Annotated in this window: 17 protein-coding genes; 6 read left to right on the forward strand and 11 right to left on the reverse strand. The window is 73.3% G+C overall.

The window, feature by feature from the left end:
• Positions 1 to 39: 39 nt before the first annotated feature.
• The 5 genes from gap to uvrC form a co-directional block, all read right to left on the reverse strand.
• Positions 40 to 1044, reverse strand: coding sequence for a type I glyceraldehyde-3-phosphate dehydrogenase (gap, locus tag AGRA3207_RS03230; protein ID WP_231333062.1), 1005 nt, complete (start codon positions 1042 to 1044; stop codon positions 40 to 42).
• Positions 1045 to 1379: 335 nt separating this feature from the next.
• Positions 1380 to 2360: a DNA-binding protein WhiA gene (gene whiA / locus AGRA3207_RS03235; RefSeq protein ID WP_021595674.1), complete on the reverse strand. Its 981-nt coding sequence runs from the start codon at positions 2358 to 2360 to the stop codon at positions 1380 to 1382.
• A 60-nt stretch (positions 2361 to 2420) separates the two neighbouring features.
• Entirely contained in the window at positions 2421 to 3398 is a 978-nt protein-coding gene (locus AGRA3207_RS03240) for a gluconeogenesis factor YvcK family protein (protein WP_231333063.1), read from the reverse strand.
• Between the two features lie 52 nt (positions 3399 to 3450).
• Entirely contained in the window at positions 3451 to 4329 is an 879-nt protein-coding gene (gene rapZ, locus AGRA3207_RS03245; RefSeq protein ID WP_231333064.1) for an RNase adapter RapZ, read from the reverse strand.
• Positions 4326 to 6359, reverse strand: a complete 2034-nt coding sequence (uvrC, locus tag AGRA3207_RS03250; RefSeq protein WP_231333065.1) for an excinuclease ABC subunit UvrC — start codon at positions 6357 to 6359, stop codon at positions 4326 to 4328. Before uvrC ends, rapZ begins: the two co-directional genes overlap by 4 nt.
• 155 nt (positions 6360 to 6514) lie before the next feature.
• On the opposite strand from uvrC, the gene AGRA3207_RS03255 reads away from it, so the two are divergent.
• A complete protein-coding gene (locus AGRA3207_RS03255; RefSeq protein ID WP_231333066.1) occupies positions 6515 to 7672 on the forward strand; it encodes a mechanosensitive ion channel family protein in 1158 nt (385 codons plus the stop codon).
• On the opposite strand, the gene AGRA3207_RS03260 is transcribed toward AGRA3207_RS03255, so the two are convergent.
• The 3 genes from AGRA3207_RS03260 to uvrA all read right to left on the reverse strand — a co-directional run bounded on the left by AGRA3207_RS03260 (position 7659) and on the right by uvrA (position 11603).
• A complete protein-coding gene (locus AGRA3207_RS03260) occupies positions 7659 to 8183 on the reverse strand; it encodes a Rieske (2Fe-2S) protein (RefSeq protein WP_231333067.1) in 525 nt (174 codons plus the stop codon). The genes AGRA3207_RS03255 and AGRA3207_RS03260 overlap by 14 nt on opposite strands.
• A gap of 100 nt (positions 8184 to 8283) precedes the next feature.
• The gene (locus AGRA3207_RS03265) at positions 8284 to 8703 is read right to left on the reverse strand and encodes a Rieske (2Fe-2S) protein (protein ID WP_231333068.1); all 420 of its coding nucleotides are present in this window, start codon (positions 8701 to 8703) and stop codon (positions 8284 to 8286) included.
• Between the two features lie 62 nt (positions 8704 to 8765).
• The gene (uvrA, locus tag AGRA3207_RS03270) at positions 8766 to 11603 is read right to left on the reverse strand and encodes an excinuclease ABC subunit UvrA (RefSeq protein WP_231333069.1); all 2838 of its coding nucleotides are present in this window, start codon (positions 11601 to 11603) and stop codon (positions 8766 to 8768) included.
• A gap of 312 nt (positions 11604 to 11915) precedes the next feature.
• Between uvrA and AGRA3207_RS03275 the strand changes: the two genes are divergently transcribed.
• Positions 11916 to 12692: a maleylpyruvate isomerase family mycothiol-dependent enzyme gene (locus tag AGRA3207_RS03275; RefSeq protein WP_231333070.1), complete on the forward strand. Its 777-nt coding sequence runs from the start codon at positions 11916 to 11918 to the stop codon at positions 12690 to 12692.
• Here the strand turns inward: AGRA3207_RS03275 and AGRA3207_RS03280 are convergent.
• The 3 genes from AGRA3207_RS03280 to AGRA3207_RS03290 form a co-directional block, all read right to left on the reverse strand.
• The gene (locus AGRA3207_RS03280; protein WP_231333071.1) at positions 12689 to 13468 is read right to left on the reverse strand and encodes a Crp/Fnr family transcriptional regulator; all 780 of its coding nucleotides are present in this window, start codon (positions 13466 to 13468) and stop codon (positions 12689 to 12691) included. The two genes, AGRA3207_RS03275 and AGRA3207_RS03280, sit on opposite strands and share 4 nt — an antisense overlap.
• A gap of 84 nt (positions 13469 to 13552) precedes the next feature.
• A complete protein-coding gene (locus tag AGRA3207_RS03285) occupies positions 13553 to 17371 on the reverse strand; it encodes a tetratricopeptide repeat protein (RefSeq protein ID WP_231333072.1) in 3819 nt (1272 codons plus the stop codon).
• A gap of 4 nt (positions 17372 to 17375) precedes the next feature.
• A complete protein-coding gene (locus AGRA3207_RS03290; RefSeq protein WP_231333073.1) occupies positions 17376 to 17867 on the reverse strand; it encodes a hypothetical protein in 492 nt (163 codons plus the stop codon).
• Positions 17868 to 18057: 190 nt separating this feature from the next.
• Here AGRA3207_RS03290 and AGRA3207_RS03295 point away from each other — a divergent pair, with 190 nt between their 5' ends.
• The 4 genes from AGRA3207_RS03295 (at position 18058) to AGRA3207_RS03310 (ending at position 21235) form a co-directional block, all read left to right on the forward strand.
• Positions 18058 to 18723, forward strand: a complete 666-nt coding sequence (locus tag AGRA3207_RS03295; RefSeq protein WP_231333074.1) for an MBL fold metallo-hydrolase — start codon at positions 18058 to 18060, stop codon at positions 18721 to 18723.
• A gap of 112 nt (positions 18724 to 18835) precedes the next feature.
• Positions 18836 to 19408, forward strand: coding sequence for an ATP-binding protein (locus tag AGRA3207_RS03300; RefSeq protein WP_231333075.1), 573 nt, complete (start codon positions 18836 to 18838; stop codon positions 19406 to 19408).
• 112 nt (positions 19409 to 19520) lie between these two features.
• Positions 19521 to 20606 carry an S-(hydroxymethyl)mycothiol dehydrogenase gene (locus tag AGRA3207_RS03305; RefSeq protein ID WP_231333076.1) on the forward strand — a complete coding sequence of 362 codons (1086 nt, stop codon included), beginning with the start codon at positions 19521 to 19523 and terminating at the stop codon, positions 20604 to 20606.
• A complete protein-coding gene (locus tag AGRA3207_RS03310) occupies positions 20603 to 21235 on the forward strand; it encodes an MBL fold metallo-hydrolase (protein ID WP_231336214.1) in 633 nt (210 codons plus the stop codon). Before AGRA3207_RS03305 ends, AGRA3207_RS03310 begins: the two co-directional genes overlap by 4 nt.
• Positions 21236 to 21248: the final 13 nt, after the last annotated feature.

Genomic DNA, 21248 nt, shown 5'->3' on the forward strand with positions numbered 1-21248 from the left:
GTGGCCGCCCGGAGGCGTGGCCACGGCGCGGTCAGCGGGTCAGAGCTGCGAGCCGACGAGCTTGACGAGGTCGACGAGGCGGTTGGAGTAGCCCCACTCGTTGTCGTACCAGCCGACGACCTTCACCTGGTCGCCGATCACCTTGGTCAGCCCGGAGTCGTAGATGCAGGACGCCGGGTCGGTGACGATGTCGCTGGAGACGATCGGGTCCTCGGTGTAGGTCAGGTAGCCCTTCAGCGGCCCCTCGGCGGCGGCCTTGAACGCGGCGTTCACCTCGTCGGCCGTGACCGCGCGGGACAGGGTCGCGGTGAGGTCGGTCGCCGAGCCGGTCGGCACCGGGACGCGCAGCGCGTAGCCGTCGAGCTTGCCGTTCAGCTCGGGCAGCACCAGGCCGATGGCCTTGGCGGCGCCGGTGGAGGTCGGCACGACGTTGAGCGCGGCGGCCCGGGCGCGGCGCAGGTCCTTGTGCGGGGCGTCCTGGAGGTTCTGGTCCTGGGTGTAGGCGTGGATCGTCGTCATCAGGCCCTTCTCGATGACGAAGCTGTCGTGCAGCACCTTGGCCAGCGGCGCCAGGCAGTTGGTGGTGCAGGACGCGTTGGAGATCACCGTGTGCGCGGCCGGGTCGTAGCGGTCCTCGTTGACGCCGAGGACGACGGTGAGATCCTCGTTCTTCGCCGGCGCGGAGATGATCACCTTCTTGGCGCCGTTGTCGGCGTGCACCTTGGCCTTGGTGGCGTCGGTGAAGAACCCGGTGGACTCCACGACGATGTCGGCGCCGACGTCGCCCCACTTGAGGTTGGCGGGGTCGCGCTCCTCGAACGCCTTGATGGCCGTGCCGCCGACGACGATCTCGTCGGCGGTGGCGCGCACCTCCTCGGGGAAGCGGCCGAGGATGCTGTCGTACTTGAGCAGCTGGGCGAGGGTGGCGTTGTCGGTCAGGTCGTTGACCGCCACGATCTCGATGTCGGCCCCGCTCGCCTTCACGGCGCGGTAGAAGTTGCGGCCGATCCGGCCGAACCCGTTGATGCCTACTCGGATGGTCACGGAACGGCTCTCCTCATACGTCGTCGCGCCCGGTGTGACCGGGCCGTCCTCCTGCGTCGGACCGGGGTCTCCCCCTGCTCCCGACCCTATCCAATGACCGGTGGGTAGCCCGACATCGGCCACGTGCGAGGACGCCGGCGCACGGGCCGGGTGCCGTCCGTCCCGCGCACGGCACCCCGCCTGGGACGCGCGTTCCGTACCGCCGCCAAGCGTTCACGCACAACTCCGGCCTTGGGGTCACGGCACGGACGAGTCGATGACCCTCGTCACGTCCGCCGGGATCTGCTCCGGATCGGGGGGTTCGTAGGCGGCGAGGGCGTCAGCGGAGGGGCGGCTCAGGGGGCCAGCATGTCGGCGGTCAGGTTCGCCTCGGTGCCGGGGATGCCCTGGTCACCGGCCCGCTTGTCGGCCATGGCGAGCAGCCGCCGGATCCGGCCGGCGATGGCGTCCTTGGTGAGCGGCGGGTCGGCGAGCTGGCCGAGCTCCTCCAGCGACGCCTGCTTGTGCTCCAGCCGGAGCCGGCCCGCGTTCACCAGGTGCTCGGGCGCGTCGTCGCCGAGGATCTCCAGCGCGCGGGCGACCCGCGCGCCCGCCGCGACCGCCGCGCGCGCCGAGCGGCGCAGGTTCGCGTCGTCGAAGTTGGCGAGCCGGTTCGCGGTCGCCCGGACCTCGCGGCGCATCCGCCGCTCCTCCCAGGCCAGCACGCTGTCGTGCGCGCCGAGCCGGGTGAGCAGCGCGCTGATCGCGTCGCCGTCGCGGACCACGACCCGGTCGACGCCGCGGACCTCCCGCGCCTTGGCGTGGATCTTCAGCCGGCGGGCCGCGCCGACCAGCGCGAGCGCCGCCTCCGGCCCCGGGCACGTCACCTCCAGCGACATCGACCGGCCCGGCTCGGTGAGCGAGCCGTGCGCGAGGAACGCCCCGCGCCAGGCCGACTCGGCGTCGCAGGCCGCCCCCGCGACCACGTGCCGGGGAAGCCCGCGGACGGGACGGCCGTTGTTGTCGATGAGCCCGGTCTGCCGCGCGAGGGACTCACCGTCGCGGAACACCCGGACGACGTAGCGGTTGCCCTTGCGCAGCCCGCTCGGCGCGAGCACCACCACCTCCGAGGTGTGCCCGAACACCTCCGCGATGTCCTTGATGAGCCGTCGCGCCGCCACCCCGGTGTCGATCTCGGCCTCGATCACGATGCGCCCGCTGACCAGGTGCAGACCCCCCGCGAAACGCAGCAGCGTCGAGACCTCGGCCTTGCGGCAGCACGGCTTCAGCACCGTGAGCCTGCTCAGCTCGTCTTTGACCACACCGGTCATCGCCATAGATGAACCCTCCCCCTATCGGACTTCCAGCAGTCTCGCCGATGACGGCCCGGCCGGACGTCACTCACTGAATATCTGTACGAAGGCTTGGGCCAGGCGGGCGGGATCATGACGCGGTGAGCCGTCGTCGGCGGCGACCTCGGCGAGCACGAGTCGCCCGCCGAGTTCCTGGACGGCCTTGTCGAGGGCGCCCGGGTCGTCGACCACGCCGGAGTCGGCGATGACGACGTCGACGCCGAGGCCGGGCGCGTGGGCCTGGAGGACCTCCAGATGGGTCTGCGGGGAGAAGTCGTCGGTCTCGCCGGGCTGCGGCGCGAGGTTCAGCGCGACGACGCGGCGGGCGCGGGCCGAAGTGAGCGCGCGGGCGAGCGCGGGCACCTTCAGGTGCGGCAGGACGCTGGTGAACCACGATCCCGGGCCGAACACGATCCAGTCGGCGTCCTCGACGGCGGCGATCGTCTCCGGGCAGGCGGGCGGGTCGGCGGGGACCAGCGACACGCCGAGGACGGTCCCGGGCGTCCGCGCGCAGGCCACCTGCCCCTTGACGTGGGTGATCTCGTCCGGGCACGCCGGGTCGGCGCCCCGCACCTCGGCGACGATGTCCATCGGGACGGCCGCCATCGGCAGCACCCGGCCGTGCGCGCCGAGCAGCCGGCCCACCCAGTCCAGCCCCGCGACGGTCGAGCCGGACGGCGAGCCGCCGGGCTCCCCGCCGCCGAACAGCTCCCACAACGCGACGATCAGCAGGTTCCCGACGGCGTGGCCGCGCAGGTCGCCCTCGCTGCGGAACCGGTGCTGCACGACGTCCCGCCAGGTCTGCCCCCACTCGTCGTCCCCGCACAGCGCGGCCAGCGCCATCCGCAGGTCCCCGGGCGGCAGCACTCCGAGCTCGCGGCGCAGCCGGCCGCTGGAACCTCCGTCGTCGGCGACCGTGACGACCGCGGTCAGCCGGTCGGTGACGCGACGGAGCGCCGACAGCGAGGCGTACAGGCCGTGGCCCCCGCCGAGCGCGACGACCTTGGGGCCGAGGGGCTTCACCGTGCCGCTTCTCTCCTCGTCCGGGACCCGGGCCGGGTCTCAGCCACGGATCTCACTCACGGCCGAGGTCACGATGGGCGACCTGCACCTCGATGCCCTCGTCCCGCAGCCGGGCGGCGATCTGTTCCGCCATGGCCACACTACGGTGTTTGCCCCCGGTACAGCCCACGGCCAGTGTCACGTAGTGCTTGCCCTCGCGCTCGTAGCCGTCCGCCAGCAGCCGCAGCACCTCGGAGTAGGCGTCGAGGAACTCCTTGGCGCCCCGCTGGCCGAGCACGTAGTCGCGGACGGCGGTATCGCGGCCGGTCTTCGGGCGCAGTTCCGGCACCCAGTGCGGGTTCGGCAGGAAACGGCAGTCGACGACAAGGTCGGCGTCGACGGGCAGGCCGTACTTGTAGCCGAACGAGACCACGGTGGCCCGCAGGCTGGACTCCCCGGTGTCGTTGCCGAAGAACCCGATGATCTTGTTGCGCAGCTCGTGCACGTTCAGCCCGCTGGTGTCGATCACCAGGTCGGCCTCGGCGCGGACCTCGCGCACCAGCTCGCGCTCGCGGGCGATGCCGTCGACGAGGCGCCCGTCGTCCTGCAGCGGGTGCGGCCGGCGGACGCTCTCGAACCGGCGCACCAGGTCGGCGTCGCTCGCCTCCAGGAACACCACGCGCGGGTGGACGCCGCGGGCCTCCAGCTCGGCGATCGAGGAGTGCAGGTCGTCGGTGAAGGCGCGGCTGCGCACGTCCACGACGACCGCGATGCGGGGCACCGCGTCCTTCACCCGGCCGCCGAGGTCGGCCATCGTGGCCAGCAGCCCCGGCGGGAGGTTGTCGACGACGTACCAGTCGAGGTCCTCCAGCGACTTGGCCGCCGTGCTGCGCCCCGCACCGGACATGCCGGTGACGATCACGATGTCCGGGATCTTCGTCTCGCCGCTCATTCGCGTCCCCCCCTGTGCTCCCCGCCGCCCGTCCGGGCCGGTCCGGGCGGGCCGTTCAGCGCGGCGACGATGCCCTCCGCGCTGCGCAGCCCGATCCCGGGGACCTCGGCGACCTGCTCGGGCGTGGCCTCCTTCAGCCGCTTCAGCGATCCGAAGTGTTTCAGCAGCGCCGCGCGCCGCGCCGGGCCCAGACCCGGAACGTTATCGAGTTCGCTCACCGTCATCGACTTCGACCGCCGCTGCCGGTGGAAGGTGATCGCGAACCGGTGCGCCTCGTCGCGGACCCGCTGGACGAGGAACATGCCCTCGCTGTTGCGCGGCAGGATCACCGGATCGCGCTCGCCGGGCAGCCAGATCTCCTCCAGCCGCTTGGCGATGCCGCAGACGGCGATGTCGTCGACACCCAGCTCCTCCAGCGCCCGCCGCGCCGCCGCCACCTGCGGCGGGCCGCCGTCGACGATCACCAGGTTCGGCGGGTAGGCGAACTTGCGGGGCCTGCCGGTCTCGGGATCGATCGGCTGGTGCGCGCCCTCGCCGGTCTCGCCCCGCGGGGACGACGCGTCGCCGGGCCCCCCGCCGGGCTCCCCCGCGGTGTCCCCGGCCGGGTCGCCGAACGCGTCCAGCTCGCCCAGCTTCTCGCTCTCGGCGAGGTAGCGCCGGAACCTGCGGGTGATCACCTCGTGGATGGAGCGGACGTCGTCCTGCCCCTCCACCGCCTTGATCGTGAACCGGCGGTACTCGCTCTTGCGGGCCAGGCCGTCCTCGAACACGACCATGGACGCGACCACGTTGGTGCCCTGCAGGTTGGAGACGTCGTAGCACTCGATGCGCAGCGGCGCGTCGTCGAGCTCCAGTGCGTCCTGGATCTCCTGGAGCGCGCGGCTCCGGGTGGTCAGGTCGCTGGCGCGGCGCGACTTGTGCTGCTTGAGGGCCTCGTGCGCGTTGCGCGCGACCGTCTCCAGCAGGGTCCTCTTGTCGCCGCGCCGCGGGACGCGCAGCCGGACCGGCCCGCCGCGCTGCTCGCCGAGCAGCTCGGTCATGGCCTCGGCCTCCGGCGGCAGCGCCGGGACCAGCACCTCGCGGGGCACCGAGTCGCTCTCGCTGTAGATCTGGATCAGGAAGTGCTCGACGAGGTCGGCGGTGGTGACGTCCTCGACCTTGTCGACGACCCAGCCGCGCTGGCCGCGGATCCGCCCGCCGCGCACGTAGAAGACCTGGACGGCCGCCTCCAGCTCGTCCTCGGCGAAGGCGATCATGTCGCAGTCGGTGGAGTCGGCGAGGACGACCGCCTGCTTCTCCAGCGCGCGCTCCAGCGCGCGGACGTCGTCGCGGAGCCGGGCGGCGCGCTCGTACTCCTGCGACGCGGCCGCCTCGCGCATGTCGCGTTCGAGCCGTTTGATGAAGCGGGTGGTGTTGCCCGCCATGAAGTCGCAGAAGTCCTCGGCGAGGAGCCGGTGCTCGTCCGGCGAGACGCGGCCGACGCACGGCGCCGAGCACTTGCCGATGTAGCCGAGCAGGCAGGGCCGGTCGAGCTGGTGCTGCCGCTTGAACACCCCGGCGCTGCACGTCCGGACGGGGAACACGCGCAGCAGCTGGTCGACCGTCTCCCGGATCGCCCACGCGTGGGAGTACGGCCCGAAGTAGCGCACGCCCCGCTTCTTCGCGCCTCGCATCACCATCACCCTCGGGAACTCCTCGTTGAGGGTGACGGCGAGATACGGATACGACTTGTCGTCGCGGTAACGGACGTTGAACCGCGGATCGAACTCCTTGATCCAGGAGTACTCCAGCTGGAGCGCCTCGACCTCGGTGCCGACGACCGTCCAGTCGACCCGCGCCGCGGTCTGCACCATCGTCTGGGTGCGCGGATGCAGCGAGGAGTAGTCGGCGAAGTAGGAGTTGAGCCGTGAGCGCAGGCTCTTGGCCTTCCCCACGTAGATGACCCGGCCGTGCTCGTCACGGAATCGGTACACCCCGGGCGACTCCGGAATGGAGCCCGGGGCGGGTCGGTAGGTCGCCGGATCTGCCACGGTGAAAGCCTAGTGCGCCCCACCGACACCCCGGACGCGCGCGGAGCGCCGTCCCGCCCGCCGGGTGACGCAGGTCTCCCCCGGCCGCCCGGATGACGGCAAAGAGATCGGAAAGGGATGTTCGGACGGGAGTATCCGCGCGTCCGGAGGAGGTAGTGGGCAGCGTGTCCGCGTTGTGGGCATGGATCACCCTGGCGGCCGTCGTCGCCACGTCGGTGATCGTCGTGGAGGGAGGACGGCGGCTGCTGGCGGGCCGCCGCATGTCGTCGCGCTGGCCGGGGGCCGGCCGGGTGGCCCGGCGCTGCACCGCGCCGGCGTTCGCGTTCGCGGCGGTGGTCAGCGCCGGGACCGCGATGCCGTACCGGCTGCTGCCGGACGGCGCGGACGGCCCCGTCCGGCAGGCGCTGCGGATCGCCGCGATCGGCGCCACCACGTGGCTGGTGCTGCGGATCACCTACGCGCTCACCGACCCGCCGCTGGCGCGGCTCATGCGCATCGAGGGCGAGCGCAACCGGCGGGCCCGGCGCGCGCGCACGCAGATGATGCTGCTGCGCCGTATCGCCGCCATGGCGATCGTGTTGCTGGCCGTGGGCGCGGCGCTGTTCACCTTCCCCGGCGTGCGGGCGGTCGGCGCGGGGGTGCTGGCCTCCGCCGGCGTCGCGGGCCTGGTCGTCGGGATCGCGGCCCGCCCGACGCTGGGGAACCTGCTCGCCGGGCTGCAGCTGGCCTTCAGCGACGCCCTGCGGCTGGACGACGTCGTGGTCGTCCAGGGCCAGTGGGGGCGGGTCGAGGAGCTGACGCTGTCGTACGTGGTGGTGTGCCTGTGGGACGAGCGGCGGCTCATCCTCCCGGTGTCCTACTTCACCGAGCAGCCGTTCGAGAACTGGACCCGGCACAGCAGCCGCGTCCTCGGCTCGGTCGACCTGCACGTGGACTGGGCCGTCCCGATCGAGGAGCTGCGGACCGAGCTGTACGGGATGCTCCGAGACCATCCGCTGTGGGACCGCCGCGAATGGGTGCTGCAGGCCGTCGAGGTCCTGCCGAACGGGCTGGTGAAGGTGCGCGCCATGATGAGCGCCGCGGACTCGGCCAGCGCCTGGGACCTGCGCTGCGACGTGCGCGAGCATCTGATCGCCCATATCCGCTCCGTCTACCCGGGGGCCCTCCCCCGCTTCCGTACCGGCCCGGGCGGCTCCCCGGACGACGCCCCGGACGATCCGCCGGAGCGCGGCGGGGACATCGGGGCGGACGGCGACGGCGCCGCCCCGCGGCGGGGCGGCCCGGCGCGCGCGACGTCGCTCAGGCGAGCATGATCTTGCCGCCCTGCACGGTGACGTTCCGCTCCTTCAGCGGCTCCTTCGCCGGCGGGTTCGCCACCGAACCATCGGTGATCTTGAACTTGCTGCCGTGGCAGGGGCAGTTGATCGTGCCGCCGGACACCGACCCGACGGCGCAGCCCCGGTGCGGGCAGGTCGTGGAGAACGCCTTGAACTCGCCCTGTGCCGGCTGGCACACCACGACCTTCTCGGCTTCGAAGATCTTGCCGCCGCCGACCGGGATGTCGGCGGCGGCGGCCAGCGCCGTGCCGCCCGCCCCGGCGCCGCCGGACCCGCCCTGGGAGGGGGCCTGGCCGCCGCTTCCGGCGTCGCCCTCCGAGCCGCCGGACGGGTCGTCCGACCCGCCGCACGCCGCCGCGAGCCCGGCGACGCCCGCGAGCCCGACGCCGATGAGCATCCCGCGGCGGGTGTTGCCCGCCGGGCCGCCCGCCGGCGCGCCGTCCGCCGCCCGCTCCGTGTTCGCCTTCGTCCCGGAATCCTGTGCCATGCTTCTCCGCCCTCCGGCGCGCTCTGGTCGCGATGTGTCACCGGGAAGCACGTACGCGCGACCGCGAAGGTTCAAATCCGTACCGATCCGATGATCACTCTCAGAGGATCACGATGCCGCCGCCCTCGGTGCGCACCGGGTACTCCTTGAGCCCGCTCTCGGCCGGGCCGTGCCGGACGGCGCCGTCCGCGATCGCGAACTCGCTGCCGTGGCAGGGGCATTTGATCAGCCCGCCGGACACCGTGCCGACCGTGCAGCCCTGGTGCGGGCAGACGGCGGTGAACGCCTTGAACGAACCCTGGGACGGCTGCGTCACGACGACCTTGGTGTCGGGGTAGACCTTCCCCCCGCCGACCGGGATGTCGGCGGTCTTCGCGACCTCCTTGCCCGACAGGTCCTTCGGTTCCCCGTCGTCGCCGCCGCAGCCGGCGAGCAGCATCACGCCGGCGGTCCCGGCGCAGCACAGCGCCGCGCGGCGCCCGATCCCGGGACCGGCCCCGGGCGTCACCTCGTCAGTCATGCGCCCATGATCCCCGATCGCCCGGCGCGACCGCGCGGCGACCCGCCGTGACCCTCCGCCCGTCAGCCGAGGATCTTGGTGAGGAACTGGCCGGTGTGGCTGGCCTCGACCCCCGCGATGTCCTCGGGCGTGCCCGTCGCGACGACGGTGCCGCCGCGCGAGCCGCCCTCGGGGCCCATGTCGATGATCCAGTCGGCCGTCTTGATGACGTCCAGGTTGTGCTCGATGACGATCACGGTGTTGCCCTTGTCCACCAGCCCGTTCAGCACCCCGAGGAGCTTGCGGATGTCCTCGAAGTGCAGGCCGGTGGTCGGCTCGTCCAGCACGTAGATCGTCCTGCCGGTGGAGCGCTTCTGCAGCTCCGAGGCCAGCTTGACACGCTGCGCCTCGCCGCCCGACAGGGTCGGCGCGGGCTGGCCGAGCCGGACGTAGCCGAGCCCGACGTCGTTGAGCGTCTTCAGGTGCCGGTGGATCGCCTTGATCGGCTCGAAGAACTCCGTGGCCTGCTCGATCGGCATGTCGAGCACCTCGGAGATCGTCTTGCCCTTGTAGTGGACCTCCAGGGTCTCCCGGTTGTAGCGGGCGCCGTGGCAGACCTCGCACGGGACGTACACGTCCGGCAGGAAGTTCATCTCGATCTTGATGGTGCCGTCGCCGGAGCAGTTCTCGCAGCGGCCGCCCTTGACGTTGAAGGAGAACCGGCCCGGCTGGTAGCCGCGCACCTTCGCCTCGGTGGTCTGCGCGAACAGCTTGCGGATGTGGTCGAACACACCGGTGTAGGTCGCCGGGTTGGACCGGGGCGTCCGCCCGATCGGCGACTGGTCGACGTGCACGACCTTGTCGAGCTGGTCGACGCCGTTGACCCGCCGGTGCTTGCCGGGAACGGTGCGCGCCCCGTTCAGCTGCTTGGCCAGCGAGTTGTAGAGGATGTCGTTGACCAGGGTGGACTTGCCCGAACCCGACACGCCCGTCACCGCGGTGAGGATGCCGAGCGGGAACGACACGTCCACGTTGCGCAGGTTGTTCTGCTGGGCCCCCTTGACCGTGACCTCGCGCCCCTTCGCCCTGGGGCGGCGGATCCGCGGGACGGCGATCTCGCGCCGCCCCGACAGGTAGGCGCCGGTGAGGGAGTCCTCCGACTTCAGCAGGTCGTCGACCGTGCCGGACACGACGATCTCGCCGCCGTGCTCGCCGGCGCGGGGGCCGATGTCCACGACCCAGTCGGCGGCGGCGATGGTGTCCTCGTCGTGCTCGACGACGATCAGGGTGTTGCCCATGTCGCGCAGCCGGAGCAGCGTCTCCAGCAGCCGGTGGTTGTCGCGCTGGTGCAGGCCGATGGACGGCTCGTCCAGGACGTACAGCACGCCCACGAGCCCGGACCCGATCTGGGTGGCCAGCCGGATCCGCTGCGCCTCGCCGCCCGCGAGCGTCGCCGACGCCCGGTCCAGGGTGAGGTAGTCCAGCCCGACGTCCAGGAGGAACCCGAGCCTGGCGTTGATCTCCTTCAGCACCCGCTCGGCGATGTGGGTCTCGCGCTCGTTCAGCTCCATCGCCAGCAGGAACTTGGCGGCCTCGCCGATCGGCATCGCGGCGACCTCGGCGATGGACATCCCGCCCATGGTGACCGCCAGCACGACCGGCTTGAGCCGGGCGCCCTTGCAGGTCGGGCACGGGATCTCCCGCATGTAGCCCTCGAACTTCTCCCGGCTGGAGTCGCTCTCGGACTCGGCGTGCCGCCGCTGGATGTAGGGGATCACGCCCTCGTAGGCGGTGTAGTACGAGCGCGTGCGCCCGTACCGGTTCTTGTAGCGCACGTGGACCTGGGTCTCGTGCCCGTTGAGGACCGCCTTGCGGGCCTTGGCGGGCAGGCGGTCCCACGGCGTGTTGAGATCGAAGCCCATGGCGTCGCCCAGCGCCGACAGCAGCCGCAGGAAGTAGTCGCTGACGTGGCCGTTGGACCACGGCTGGATCGCGCCCTCGCCGAGCGTCAGCTCCCCGTCGGGGACGACGAGCTCGGAGTCGACCTCCATGCGCGTCCCGAGCCCGGTGCAGTCGGGGCAGGCGCCGTACGGGGAGTTGAAGGAGAAGGACCGGGGCTCCATCTCCTCGAACGACAGGTCGTCGTAGGGGCAGTACAGGTGCTCGGAGTACATCCGCGTGCGGTGCTCGTCGTCCTCGTCCAGGTCCACGAAGTCGAGCACGATCGTGCCGCCCGCGAGGCCGAGGGCGGTCTCCACCGAGTCCGCGAGGCGCTGCCGGGCGGAGTCCTTCACCGAGAGCCGGTCGATGACCACGGAGATGTCGTGCTTCTCCTGCTTCTTCAGCGTGGGCGGCTCGTCCAGGCGGACCATCCGGCCGTCGACCAGCGCCCGCGAGTACCCCTTGGACTGCAGCTCGCGGAACAGCTCCAGGTATTCGCCCTTGCGGCCGCGGATGACGGGCGCGAGCACCTGGAACCGCGTGCCCTCCTCCAGTTCCAGGACCCGGTCGACGATCTGCTGCGGCGCCTGCCGGCTGATCGGCCGCCCGCAGTCGGGGCAGTGCGGATGCCCGATCCGGGCGTACAGCAGCCGCAGGTAGTCGTAGACCTCGGTGATCGTCCCGACCGTCGACCGGGGGTTCTTGCTGGTCGACTTCTGGTCGATGGACACCGCGGGCGACAGGCCCTCGATGAAGTCGACGTCGGGCTTGTCCATCTGGCCGAGGAACTGCCGGGCGTAGGCCGACAGCGACTCGACGTACCGGCGCTGGCCCTCGGCGAAGATCGTGTCGAACGCCAGGCTCGACTTCCCGGACCCCGACAGACCGGTGAACACGATCATGGAGTCCCGCGGGAGGTCGAGCGAGACGTCCTTCAGGTTGTGCTCGCGTGCTCCACGCACGATGAGTCGGTCATGCACGGCGTACTTCCGGTTCCTCTTCTGGGCGCGGTGGTGGCGGCATCAAGGCTAGCCAGGGGGTCGGACAGAATCCCCCGAGTCCATAACAGCGGTTGCCGCCGCCGCATTTCGCGGCCCCGGCGGCTCTCTGGCACCGTACACGTGTTCGAACACCCCCCGCCACCGCAACACCGCCCCCGGCGGGCTCGTTCGTGGTGGTGCTGCGGGCGCGGGACGGCCGGATCGCGCGGTGGCGGCGAGTACCAGGACCGCGCCGCGATGGCGGAGGCGCTCGCGTGAGCGGTCTGGCACCGGTACGGCGGGTGCGACAGGATGGAGCCTCCTGCGGACGAGGGGGCCTCGATGGAGTGGCGGAGCGTCATCGGTGAGCTGGATTCGGGCTCGGATCGCGTCGCGGAGACGCTGTCCTCGCTGACCGAGGAGGACGTGCGCGCGCCGTCCGCGCTGCCGGGCTGGAGCCGCGGCCACGTCGCGACGCACATCGCCCGCAACGCCGACTCCCTGTGGAACCTGCTCGAATGGGCGCGGACGGGCGTGGAGATACCGCAGTACCCGAGCGTGGACGCGCGCAACGCGGCGCTGGAGGAGGGCGCCAAGCGGAGCCCCGGCGAGATGGCCGACGACGTCCGGGCCAGCGCGGCGAGGTTCTCCGAGCAGGCCAGGACCTTGCCGGAGGAGGTCTGGAACGCTCCTGTCCGGGCCATGCCGGGCTGGCCCCATCCGGCGTGGTTCACCGTCATGCGGCGCTGGCACGAGGTGGAGGCCCACCATGTGGACCTGGCGGCGGGCTACGGGCCCGCCGACTGGCCGGAGAGCTACGTCCGGTGGGCGCTGACCAGCACGCTCGCCGACCTCGCGGCGCTCCCCGAGAGGCATCGCGCAGGGCTCGGCGGCCACCGCGTCACCGCCACGGACTCCGGGGAGTCGGCGGACCTGGGCTGGGCGCCCGGCGGGCCGGAGGTGTCCGGGTCGGGACGCGCCCTGCTGGGCTGGCTGAGCGGCCGCTCGCACGGCGCGGGGGTGGCCCTCCGCCCGGACGGCCCGCTCCCCGCTCCCCCGCCCTGGCCCCACCGCCCCGCCGGTTTCTAGTCCTCCTGGGGCAGGCCGTCGCCGAACGGGCCGTCGCCGTGCGGGCCGTCGCCGTGCGGGCCGGTTCCGTTCCAGTCTTCGCCGCGCGCCAGGGCGTGCAGCGCGTCGACGGAGCGGACCACGATCATGTTGCGGCTGACGGTGAGGCGGCCGCGGACGGGGGCGGAGGAGAGGATCTGGGCGACCTTGCGGCGGCCCATGCCCGCCCAGCGCCCGAGGTCCTGCTGGGTGACGGGGACCTGGACCTGGTAGCCGCCGTCCAGCGCGCGGGTGACGCCGTCGGGCCGCTCCTCCTTGAGCGGCGAGCCGAGGCGTCCGACGAGGCGGAGCAGGCGGCTCGCCAGGCGGCGCTCGGGATCGTCGGGGAAGTGGGCGATGCGCAGGTCGTTGGCGTCCCGGAGCCGCTCGGCCAGGACGCCCGCCACCGCCCACGCGGCGCCGGGGTGCTCGTCCAGGACGGTCCGGAAGCGGGCGGCGGGGAGCACGAGCGCCTCCACGGGGGTGAGCGCCTCGACATTGGCGTGCCGCGTCCCGCCGTCCACCGCCTCCATCTCGCCCACCAGGTCGCCGGGACCGAGGACGTCGAGGATGGCGATCTCGCCGTCACGGTCCACCCACACCTTGACCGCGCCCGCGCGGAGCACGAACACCTGCGCCGCGCGGGTGTGCTCGCGCATCAGGAACGCGCCGGGCCTGATCATCGCCGTGGTACCGGCCCGCCGCAGCCCGTCACGCGCGTGCGCGGGCAGCGCGTCCCAGAACCGGGTGGTCCCCATCTCGCCTCCTCGCCGGATCCGGGCGGGGACGGTGCGCCCCGACTCCAGTCAACTTGCCGGTAAGGCTCCGGACTGCGTCTTCCGTCACACGTCGAGCGACATATCCTCCAGCCACTTGTCGAGGGCCCGGGCGCGCCGGGCGCAGTCGGCGGCGGAGGTCTGGTCACCGAGCGCGAGGTGGGAGTCGCGCAGCAGATCCAGTGCCTGCCGCTGGCCGCGGTGGTCGTCCATGTCGCGGCGGATGGCGATCTCGGCGTGGAAGTGCTCGGCGGCGCGGGTGTGCTTGCCGAGGGTCTGGGACGCGCACGCCATCGTGTGCAGCGCGGACGCCTGCTCGCGGGTGTCGCCCAGCTCGGTGGCCAGCTCCAGCGCGCGGCGCCCGGTCTCCAGGGCCTCGTCGGCGCGGCCGAGGTCGAGGTGGATCCCGGCGAGGTGGGCCAGGGCGGTGCCCTCGCTGTGCCGGTCGCCGACCTCGCCGAGCAGCCGCAGTGCCTCCAGCTCCTTCTCCAGGGCCTCCTCGGGGCGGCCGCTGCGGCGCAGGACGGCGGCGAAGGTGTCCATGCCGGTGCCCATGCCGTAGGAGTCGCCGGTGTCGCGGCGGATCTGCAGCGCCTGCTGGGCGGCGCGTTCGGCGTCGTCGGGCAGGCCGAGCCGCAGGTAGGTGCGGGCGAGGCTGCCGAGGGTGCCGGCGAGCCCGGCCTGCGCGCCGAGGTGGTGCCACAGGTCCAGGGCCTCCAGGCCGAGGACGAACGCCTCCTGGGGGCGCTCCAGGCGGCGCATGACCACCGACAGGTGTTCCAGGTCGTGGGCCTCGCCGTGCTGGTCGCCGATCTCGCGGCGGATCTCCAGGGCGCGCAGCAGGTGCTCGCGCGCCTCCAGGTAGCGGCCCAGGCGCCAGTGGACGATCCCGATCTGCGCGAGCGTCTCGGCCTCGCCGTGCCGGTCGCTGATGTCGCGGTGCAGGCGCAGCGCCTGCCCGCAGTAGGTGAACGCTTCGGCGAAGCGGGTGGCGTCGCACATCAGCATGCCGAGTGTGGTCAGCGCGCGCGCCTCCCCGTGGCGTGCGCCCAAGGCCCGGTAGTCGCGCAGCGCCTGGTCGGCGTCGCGCTGTGCCATGTCCCGCAGGCCGAGCGAGGCGTTCATCCGTGCGAGCTCGGTGAGCGCCTGGGCGGCGCCGTGCCGGTCGGCCAGTTCCTGGCGGATGTAGAGGGCTTCCAGCGCGTGCGAGACGGCGTCGTGGACGTTCCCCCGGCGCCGGTGGATCTGCGCCAGGGTCAGCAGGGTCTCGGCGACGCCCGGCTGGTCCCGCAGGCGCCGGCGCGCGTCCAGTGCCTCGCCCGCGTGGTGCAGCGCGTTCTCGTAGTCGCCCAGGCCCAGGCCCGCGCGGGCGAGGGTGTCGTGCCCCTTGGCCACGCCGCCGTCGTCCTGGAGGTCGCGGTAGATGTCCAGGGAGCGGCGGGCGTGCTGGATCGCCGACAGGTAGCGGCCCAAGGCGGCGTGGACGTCGGCGAGGGTGGCCAGCACGGCGGCCTCGCCGTACCGGTCGGGCGGGTCGACGGCCCTGAACCCGCGGCGGGCGTCCTCCCCGTAGCCGATGGCCGGGACGGAGCGGCCCAGTTCGAGGTGCGCGACGGCCAGGTTGTGCAGCATGACGGCGGCCGCGGCCCAGTCCTCCTCGGTGCGGGCGGCGTGCAGGCCCGCCTGGTGGACGGCGATGTTGTCCTCGCTGTAGCGCCGGAACTCCAGGAAGTCGAACAGCGCGTCGGCCAGCTCCCAGCAGGTGCGGTGCAGCCCGAGCCGCGCCGCCTGGCGCACGGCCGCGACCAGGTTGCGGCGCTCGGCCTCGAACCAGGCCAGGCCGGCGGCCCGCTCGGACGCGTCCGGCGGCCGGGACCTCGTGTCCTCCCCCCGGCCCCCGTGGACGACGGGACGGCGGCGCCCGGCGAGCACCGCGCCCGCCTCCCGCGCCTCGGCGAGGTACCCGGCCAGCAGGCGCTGCTGCGCCGCGAGCAGGTCGCTGTCGGCGTCCTCGCGCAGGCCCCGCTCTCCGGCGAAGTCGCGCAGCAGGTCGTGCATCCGGTAACGGCCGGGGCCGACGTCGTGCACCAGGTACGCCTGCCGCAGCCCCTCCAGGCACTCGCGGGACTCCTCCACCGTCCGGTCCTGGAGCGCGGCCAGGGCGCTCGGGGTGAAGTCGGGCCCGGCGATCAGCCCGAGGCGGCGGAACGCCTCGCGCTGGTCGCGGCGCAGGCCCCGGTAGGCGACGTCGAAGGTGGGGCTGAGCACGCTCTGCAGCTCCGGCCCCGCGGCGGGGCCCGCGTGCAGGCCGGCGCCGGGCACGCCCGCCCCGTACGGCGCGGTCCGCCCGTCCCGCGAGGTCAGCTCCCGGACGGTCTCGGCGATGGACTCGCCGGGGTTCTCCGCGAGCTTCCCCGCCATGACGGCCAGGGCCAGCGGGAGGTGCCCGCATTCGCGGGCCAGCCGCTCGGCCGCCCGGCGCTCGTCGCGGACGCGCTCGTCCGCCGGGCCGAGGACGCCCGCGATCAGGTCCACGGCCTCCTGGGTGACCATCTCCCGCAGCTCCAGCGTCCGGACGTCGGCGCCCTCCAGCAGCGCGGGCAGGCGCCGCCGGCTCGTCACCACCACCAGCCCCGACACCGTCCCCGCCAGCAGCGGCCTGATCTGCTCGGGCCGCGCGGCGTTGTCCAGGATCAGCAGCATCCGCCGGTCCGCCAGCAGCGACCGGCACTGCGCGGCCAGCTCGGACTCGGTGCGCGGCAGCTGGTGGCCGGGGACGCCGACCGCGCGCAGCACCTGCCCCATCGCCTCGGCCGGGGTGACCGGGCTCCGCGTCGTCCCGCGCAGGTCGGCGAAGACGATCCCGTCGGGGAACCGGTCGACGACCCGGTGCGCCCAGTGCAGGGCCAGGGTCGTCTTGCCGACGCCCGCCATCCCCTGCACGACCACCGCGCGCGGCCACTCCGACTGGGCCACCAGCATGTCCAGCTTGCCCAGGCTGACGTTCCGCCCGGCGAAGAACGGATTGTCCGCCGGCAGGCGCATCCCGGGCGGCCGTCCACTAGAGGTCTCGATGCGCACAGGCGCGCGCGCGGCGATACCCGCGCCCGCCGCAGGTGCCGGCTCAGGAGTCCCTAAAGGAACGAAGGAGCCCGGGTCGTTCACGGCGATCGGCCACTCGTCGCCCCACGGGCTGGCCGCGCGGCGCAGCTTCTCCAGGTCCAGGACGGTCAGGGGCCGCGGCCTGCGGTCGAGGATCCCCTTGTCGCGCCACAGCCGGAACCAGCGCACCAGCGTCTCGCGGGAGATCCCGGCCCAGTTGGCCAGCTCGGCCTGGCTGAGCCGCAGCGGGATCTCCGTGCCCCGCGCCGTGCGCTCCCCGAACCGGTGGGCCAGCTCCAGCAGGTGGTACGCCAGCCGCTGCGGATGATCGGCCGCCCGCACCGCGTGCCGCCTGCCGCCGTAGGTCACCGCCTCGGAGACGGTGTGCATCATCGCCTCGGCGACCTGCGGGCTGGCCGCCAGCAGGCTGCGGAACTTGCCGCGGTCCACGCGCAGCGCCGCGACCTGGTCCAGGGCCGCGACCGTCCCGCGCTGCGGATGCCCCCACGGGCCGAGCACGCCGACCAGGTCGCCCGGCCCGAACAGGTCGATGATCGACTCATCGCCCTCGCTGGAGTCCACGAACTCCTTGGCCACCGCGTTGCCCGCCGCGCGCGGCGCCGCCTTGAAGACCACGTACACCGCGGGCGCGGTCACCCCCTGATGGCACAGCATCCCGCCCGGCGGGATGTCGGTGCGCCGGCCCATCGCCCGCAGCGCCTGACGGTCCGTCGGGGACAGCAGCCCCCAGAAGCTGCCCGGCCGCACGTCATGGCCGATCACCCGGTCACCCGCCCGCCATGGCCGCCGCCAGCGTCCAGAACAGGAACAGGACGGCGGTCGTCACCGCCCACGCGAGCGCCTGCCAGGACAGCTCCCCGCAGCGGTGCGCCGCCGACAGCAGGCGGCGCAGCTGCGTGTCGCGGACGCGGTCGTCGAGCACGACCGACGAGCCGAACGGCGTCCACGGCACGCCCGGGTCGACCGGCGCGCCGGTGCCGCCGCGCACCCGGCCGAGCACCGACACCAGCGTCCGCCGGGAGCGGACCGCGTACACCGCCGAGACCGTGAACGTCCCCGCCACCACCGGCAGCAGCGCCAGCGCGACGGCGCCCGGCAGGCCCGCCGCCAGCCGGGTCACGGTCCCCACCAGGACCAGGGCGAGCAGCACCGCGGCGATCGCGGCGTCCTGGCCGCAGAGCCGGACCAGGACGCAGGCGTGCCCGAGGATGTCCTCGGGGGTCTCCCCGTCCCGTCCGGGACGGAATGCTGTAACCAACGCGTCACCGTCCTCACCGGTCGATCTGATCTTCCACAAACCATCGTCGGGCAACAAGGGTGAAACTTCCGTCCGCGTATGCACGAACCGGCTGCGTCTGGCGACTCATTTCACTCAGTGGACCACCCGCCGGTGCCCGCGGCGGCCGATGGTGGAGGATGGAAACCCTGACCATCCGGCGGGAGGACTCATGAGCTACACGGGCAACGTCGAGGCCGGCGGCCGCCCCGACGTCCGGGAGCTGCCGGGCCTGGCCGTCACGAAGGTGGCGGTGGGCCCCTACGACAACAACGCCTACATCCTGCGCTGCACCGCCACCGGCGAGCAGCTGCTGGTGGACGCGGCCAACGAGGCGTCCCGCCTGCTGGAGCTGCTCGGGGACGGGCCGCTCTCCCGCATCGTGACCACCCACCGCCACCAGGACCACTGGATGGCGCTGGCCGAGGTGGCGCGGGCCACGGGCGCGCCGGTCGTGGCGCACCCGCGCGACGCCGAGGCGCTGCCCGAGCCGGTCGCCGAGCCGGTCGAGCACGGGGCGACCGTCCGGGTGGGACGCGCGACCCTGGAGGTCGTCCACCTGCGCGGGCACACGCCCGGCTCGATCGCCCTGCTGTACGACGCGGGCGGCGAGCTGGCGGCGACCCCGCACCTGTTCACCGGCGACAGCCTCTTCCCCGGCGGCGTCGGCAACACCTGGGGCGACCCGACCCTGTTCAAGCAGCTGCTGGCGGACGTGGAGGAGCGCGTGTTCGACCGCCTTCCCGACGCCACCTGGTTCTACCCTGGCCACGGCAAGGACTCCACGCTCGGCCGCGAGCGCCCCTCGCTGCCGGAATGGCGGTCCCGCGGCTGGTGACCGTCTCCGGCGCGCCGAGGAACAACCGGTGCGGGGTGTTCGTTTCTCCAACCACACTCCCACCGACCTCGGGGCCCGAACCAGGAGATGGACCATCCACCAACCCACTGACGTGGACCCGGGACCCGCCCTGCGTTTCCCCGCCGGTTCGCTGGTGCTCGTCGCGGGCCTGCCGGGGGCGGGCAAGAGCACCCTGCTGAACCGCATCTACCGCCTGCGCGGCGACGAGACGGCCCCGGTGCCCTTCGGCGACGTCCGGGTGATCGACTCCCGGCAGTCCCGCAACTGGTGGGCGCCCGCCCTGCGCCCCCTCCCCCCGCGCCTGCGCACCCCCCTCGTCCACGCGACGCACGTGTGGCGGATCGGCCGCGCGGTCGCCGCCGGGCACGGCGTCGTCGCGCACACCCGCGGCACCTGGCCCCACATCCTGCACTGCTTCTCCTGGCTGGCCCGCCTGCGCGGCGGCGAGGTGCACCTCGTCCTCATCGACGTCGACCCCGAGACCGCGCGCGCCGGGCAGGTCGCGCGCGGCCGGGTCGTCACCGGCGCCACGTTCGCCCGCCACTGCCGGCGGTGGCTGCCGCTGGTCGAGCGCGCCCGCGGCGGCACCCTGCCGCCCGCCGCCGGCGTCACCGTCCTGGACCGTGACGCCGCCGACAGGCTCAAGGTCATCCGGTTCGGCTGACCGCGGACGGCCGGACGGGGGAATCCGGGGCAGCGCGTGGCCGAGGCGAGGTGGGGCGCCGGGAAACCGATCTATAGGGTCGTGGGGCACGGATTCGACGAGAGGCGGCAGCATGGGGCAGCAGGTACGCGGGGTCGTCGCACCGGGACGGGGCGAGCCGGTGCGGATCGAGACGGTCACGATCCCCGACCCCGGGCCGGGCGAGGCGGTCGTGCGGATCCAGGCATGCGGGGTCTGCCATACCGACCTGCACTACCGCGAGGGCGGGATCAACGACGAGTTCCCCTTCCTGCTCGGGCATGAGGCCGCCGGGGTCGTGGAGGCGGTGGGCGCCGGCGTGGGCGAGGTCGAGCCCGGCGACTTCGTCATCCTGAACTGGCGGGCGGTGTGCGGGCGGTGCCGGGCGTGCCGGCGCGGGCGCCCCTGGTACTGCTTCGACACGCACAACGCCGCGCAGAAGATGACCCTGGAGGACGGCACGGCGCTGTCGCCCGCGCTCGGGATCGGGGCGTTCGCGGACAAGACGCTCGTGGCCGCGGGGCAGTGCACCAAGGTCGACCCGGCCGCCGCGCCCGCGGCCGCCGGGCTGCTGGGCTGCGGCGTGATGGCCGGGCTCGGCGCGGCGATCAACACCGGCGGGGTCGGGCGCGGCGACTCGGTCGCGGTGATCGGCTGCGGCGGCGTCGGGGCGGCGGCGGTCCTCGGGGCCCGGCTCGCGGGCGCGGCGAAGATCATCGCGATCGACCTGGACGAGCGCAAGCTCGCGTCCGCGACGTCCCTGGGCGCCACGCACACCGTGCACGCCGCGGACGCCGACGTGGTCGAGGCCGTCCGGGACCTCACCGGGGGCTTCGGCGCGGACGTCGTCATCGACGCGGTCGGGCGCCCGGAGACCTACCGGCAGGCGTTCTACGCGCGGGACCTCGCCGGGACGGTCGTGCTCGTCGGCGTCCCCACGCCGGAGATGCGGCTGGAGCTGCCGCTGCTGGACGTGTTCGGGCGCGGAGGGTCGCTGAAGTCGTCCTGGTACGGCGACTGCCTGCCGTCCCGCGACTTCCCGATGCTCATCGACCTCTACCTCCAGGGGCGGCTCGACCTGGACGCGTTCGTGTCCGAGACGATCACGCTGGACGACGTGGAGGCGGCCTTCGAGAAGATGCACCACGGCGACGTGCTGCGCTCGGTGGTGCTCCTCTGATGGCCGCCCGCATCGACCATCTCGTGACGTCCGGCACGTTCTCGCTGGACGGGGGGACGTGGGAGGTCGACAACAACGTGTGGATCGTCGGGGACGACGCGGAGGCGCTCGTCATCGACGCCGCGCACGACGCCGGCGCCATCGCCGAGGCGCTCGGAGGGCGCAGGCTGGTGGCCATCGTGTCCACGCACGGCCACGACGACCACATCGACGCCGCGCCGGAGCTGGCGGCGCGCACGGGCGCGCCCGTCCTGCTGCACCCGGACGACCTGATGCTGTGGGAGCGGCGCCATCCGGGGACCACGCCGGACGGGGAGCTGGCCGACGGCCAGGTGATCACCGTCGCCGGTACCGATCTGACCGTCCTGCACACGCCGGGGCACAGTCCCGGGGCGGTCTGCCTGCACGCCCCCGCGCTGGAGACGGTCTTCTCCGGCGACACCCTGTTCCAGGGCGGGCCGGGCGCGACCGGCCGGTCGTTCTCCGACTTCCCGACCATCATCGAGTCGATCCGCGGGCGGCTGCTCACGCTGCCCGCCGGGACCGTCGTCCGCACGGGCCACGGCGACCCGACCACCATCGGCGCCGAGGCACCGCATCTGGAGGAGTGGGTGGCGCGCGGCCACTGACCCGCGCACGGGC

Origin of the sequence: Actinomadura graeca, assembly GCF_019175365.1 — a bacterium.
GTDB classification, from domain to species: Bacteria; Actinomycetota; Actinomycetes; order Streptosporangiales; family Streptosporangiaceae; genus Spirillospora; species Spirillospora graeca.